The organism is Mesorhizobium sp. M7A.F.Ca.CA.004.06.1.1 (genome assembly GCF_003999135.1).
Lineage (GTDB): Bacteria > Pseudomonadota > Alphaproteobacteria > Rhizobiales > Rhizobiaceae > Mesorhizobium.
In genome coordinates, this window is the sequence record NZ_RZPQ01000719.1 from 1 (window position 1) to 3,016 (window position 3,016).

Here is a 3,016-nt window from a genome sequence, read left to right on the forward strand (position 1 = left end):
CCATTGTAGGGCGCGTTGAGGGCAAAGACGTCGCCGGGGTGGATGTCGCCGGAATTCAGCCGGATGATGGTTTCGACCGAGCGGTCCATCGAGCCGAGATGTACCGGCATGTGCGGCGCATTGGCGACCAGTGCGCCGGTGCGATCGAAGACTGCACAGGAAAAATCCAGCCTTTCCTTGATGTTGACGGAATAGGCGGTGTTCTGCAGCGTCACGCCCATCTGCTCGGCGATCGACATGAACAGGTTGTTGAAGACCTCCAGCATGACCGGATCGGCCTCCGTGCCGAGCGCTGCCTGCCGGCGCTTTTTCTCGACACGGCGCAGGAGCACATGGTTCCTGGCGGTGATTTCGGCCAGCCAGCCCGGCTCGATGACGATCGTCTGGTTAGGCTCGATAATCAAGGCAGGTCCGGCAACCCTGTTTCCCGGTTTCAGCGCTTCGCGGCGGAAGATGGGTGAAGTGCGCCACTCTCCCTCGGTGAAGATTTCGCGGGTTTGCGAAGGGTTTACGGCAAGGTCTTCGGTTCGTGATTCAGTTTCGTCGCGCCCGGTACCGCCGGTGTCGGTGCCTTCGACGCCGACGGTCTCGACGATCATCGGCTTGTCGTCATAGACGAAACCGAACTGCGCCTTGTGGGCGACTTCAAAATCGCGCCTGGCCTGGAAAATCGAATCCGCCTCGAAATTCACCGGCAGTGTCGTGTCGGTGCCATCATAGCGAATGTGCAGCACCGGCTTCGTGGCGACGGTATCCTCGCCGATGCCTTGCGCCGCGAGTTCGGCCACAACGGCTTTTCTCAAAATGGCAATGAGGTTGCCGATCTCCGTTCTGGACTCTTCGGCAAGCGGTTTCAGCAGCGCTTGCTGGCGCGAGGCAAAGACCGAGGACAGGCCGATGCCATAGGCCGACAGCAGGCCAGAGAAGGGATGGATCAGCACCGCCTCCATGCCGAGCGCGTCGGCGACCAGGCAAGCGTGCTGGCCGCCGGCGCCACCGAAGCAGTTGAGGAGATACTCGGTGACGTCGTAGCCGCGCTGCACGGAGATCTTCTTGATGGCATTGGCCATGTTCTCCACGGCGATGGTGACGAACCCTTCGGCGACAGTCTCGGGCGACCGCCCATCGCCGATTTCGGCGGCGAGTGCCGCAAATTTTGCTCGCACCGTCTCGACGTCGAGCGGCTCGTCCTGGCCGGGTCCAAAAATCGCCGGGAAGAAATCGGGCTGCAGCTTGCCAAGCATGACGTTGGCGTCGGTGACGGCGAGCGGGCCGCCGCGCCGGTAGGCTGCCGGGCCGGGATTGGCGCCAGCCGAATCCGGTCCGGCCCGGAAGCGGCCGGCCTCGTAATGCAGGATCGAGCCGCCGCCGGCGGCGACGGTATGAATGCGCATCATCGGCGCGCGGATGCGCACGCCGGCGACCTCGGTGTCGAAGGCGCGTTCGTATTCGCCGTCATAGTGGGCGACATCGGTGGAGGTGCCGCCCATATCGAAGCCGATGACCTTGTCGAAGCCGGCGAGCCTGGCTGTCTCGACCATGCCGACGACGCCGCCGGCCGGTCCTGACAGCAGCGCATCCTTGCCCTGGAACATGTCGGCGGCGGTGAGACCGCCCGACGACATCATGAACATGAGGCGAGGGCTTTCCCTCCCTCTCGAGGGGAGGATGGCGGCAAAGGCGCCGGGTGGGGTCGGATCGACCGGGCTCGACGTCGTGGCGGTGCCTTCCGAGAGGACCCCCTCTGCCCGCTTTGCCGACTGCCCTTCGCTATGGCTTCGGGCGTTCGTCGCTGAAAAAGCCAAATCGCTGGCTTTTTCTCGGCCTTCGGCCCATCGCTCCTCACCCCCCTCGAGGGGGGAGAGGACGCCGAGCTCTTGGCCAACCCTTTGCACATAGCGGGACAGGATCGGCGACAGGTAGGCATCGACCACCGCGGTGTCGCCGCGGCCGACCAGCTTGATCAGCGGCGAGACCTCATGGCTGACGGAGACTTGGGCGAAACCAAGTTTGCGGCAGACTTTTGCCACCGCCTTCTCGTGGTCGGGGTATTTCCAGGCGTGCATGAAGACGATGGCGACCGCATCGATGCCATCGGCCCTGGCCTGTTCGATCGCCGGCCGGCAGGCGGCGATGTCGAGCAATTGTTCGACGCAGCCATCGGCGCGCACACGCTCGTTGATTTCGATGACCCGCTCGTAGAGCTGTTCGGGAAGGATGATCTCCTTGGCGAAGATGTCCGGACGCGCCTGATAGGCGATCTTCAGCGCATCACGAAAGCCCTTGGTGATGAGCAAAAGCACGCGGTCGCCCTTGCGCTCCAGCAGCGCATTGGTTGCAACCGTGGTGCCCATCTTGATGTCGCCGATCAGGCCGCTCGGGATCGTGTCGCCGGCCGACAAGCCAAGAAGGTCGCGAATGCCCTGGATGGCAGCATCGTTGTAGGCTTCGGGATTTTCGGAGAGAAGCTTGCGCGGGTGCAGCCCGCCTTCCGGATCTCGGCCGATGATATCGGTGAATGTGCCGCCGCGGTCGATCCAGAAATCCCATTTTGCGGTCATGACAGCCCCTGGCGCTTTTACGTTCAATCGGTGGTTCGGCACATGCTGTTAGTTCGCCACGGCCTGAGCGGCAATCGCAAATGAACCAGACGATGTTACATGTCGAAACGCAACGTTACGAAACTCATGGCCGTCTGACGCATTTGTCCTTCGACCGCTCACGGCAACGTGAGCGTGTGTTGAAGGAGAGACAAATGAAAAAGCTCATTCTCGCGTCCGTTTCCGCTCTGGCCTTGCTTGGCGTCGCCGCCTGCAGTGACAGCGGTACGGACAATACCACCACCCAGAGCACCAATCCGCCGGCCGCCGAGGAACCGATGAAGCCGGCTACTCCGGAAGCCACGCCGCCGGCCGCGACGCCTCCGGCAACGGATAATTCTACCACGAAGAGCATCACACCCGAGAAGCCTGCCGAGCCGGCTCCGGCAACACCAGCTCCTGCGCCCGCGCAGTAG

At 62.9% G+C, this 3,016-nt stretch carries 2 protein-coding genes; one reads left to right on the plus strand and one right to left on the minus strand.

All coding sequences use genetic code 11. The features are described 5' to 3' along the window. Positions 1–2,561 (minus strand): hydantoinase/oxoprolinase family protein (locus EN906_RS28970; RefSeq protein ID WP_127375559.1); only part of this gene is annotated, 2,561 nt, incomplete at its 3' end. A gap of 194 nt (positions 2,562–2,755) precedes the next feature. On the opposite strand from EN906_RS28970, the gene EN906_RS28975 reads away from it, so the two are divergent. Then, the gene (locus EN906_RS28975) at positions 2,756–3,016 is read left to right on the plus strand and encodes a hypothetical protein (RefSeq protein WP_081734943.1); all 261 of its coding nucleotides are present in this window, start codon (positions 2,756–2,758) and stop codon (positions 3,014–3,016) included.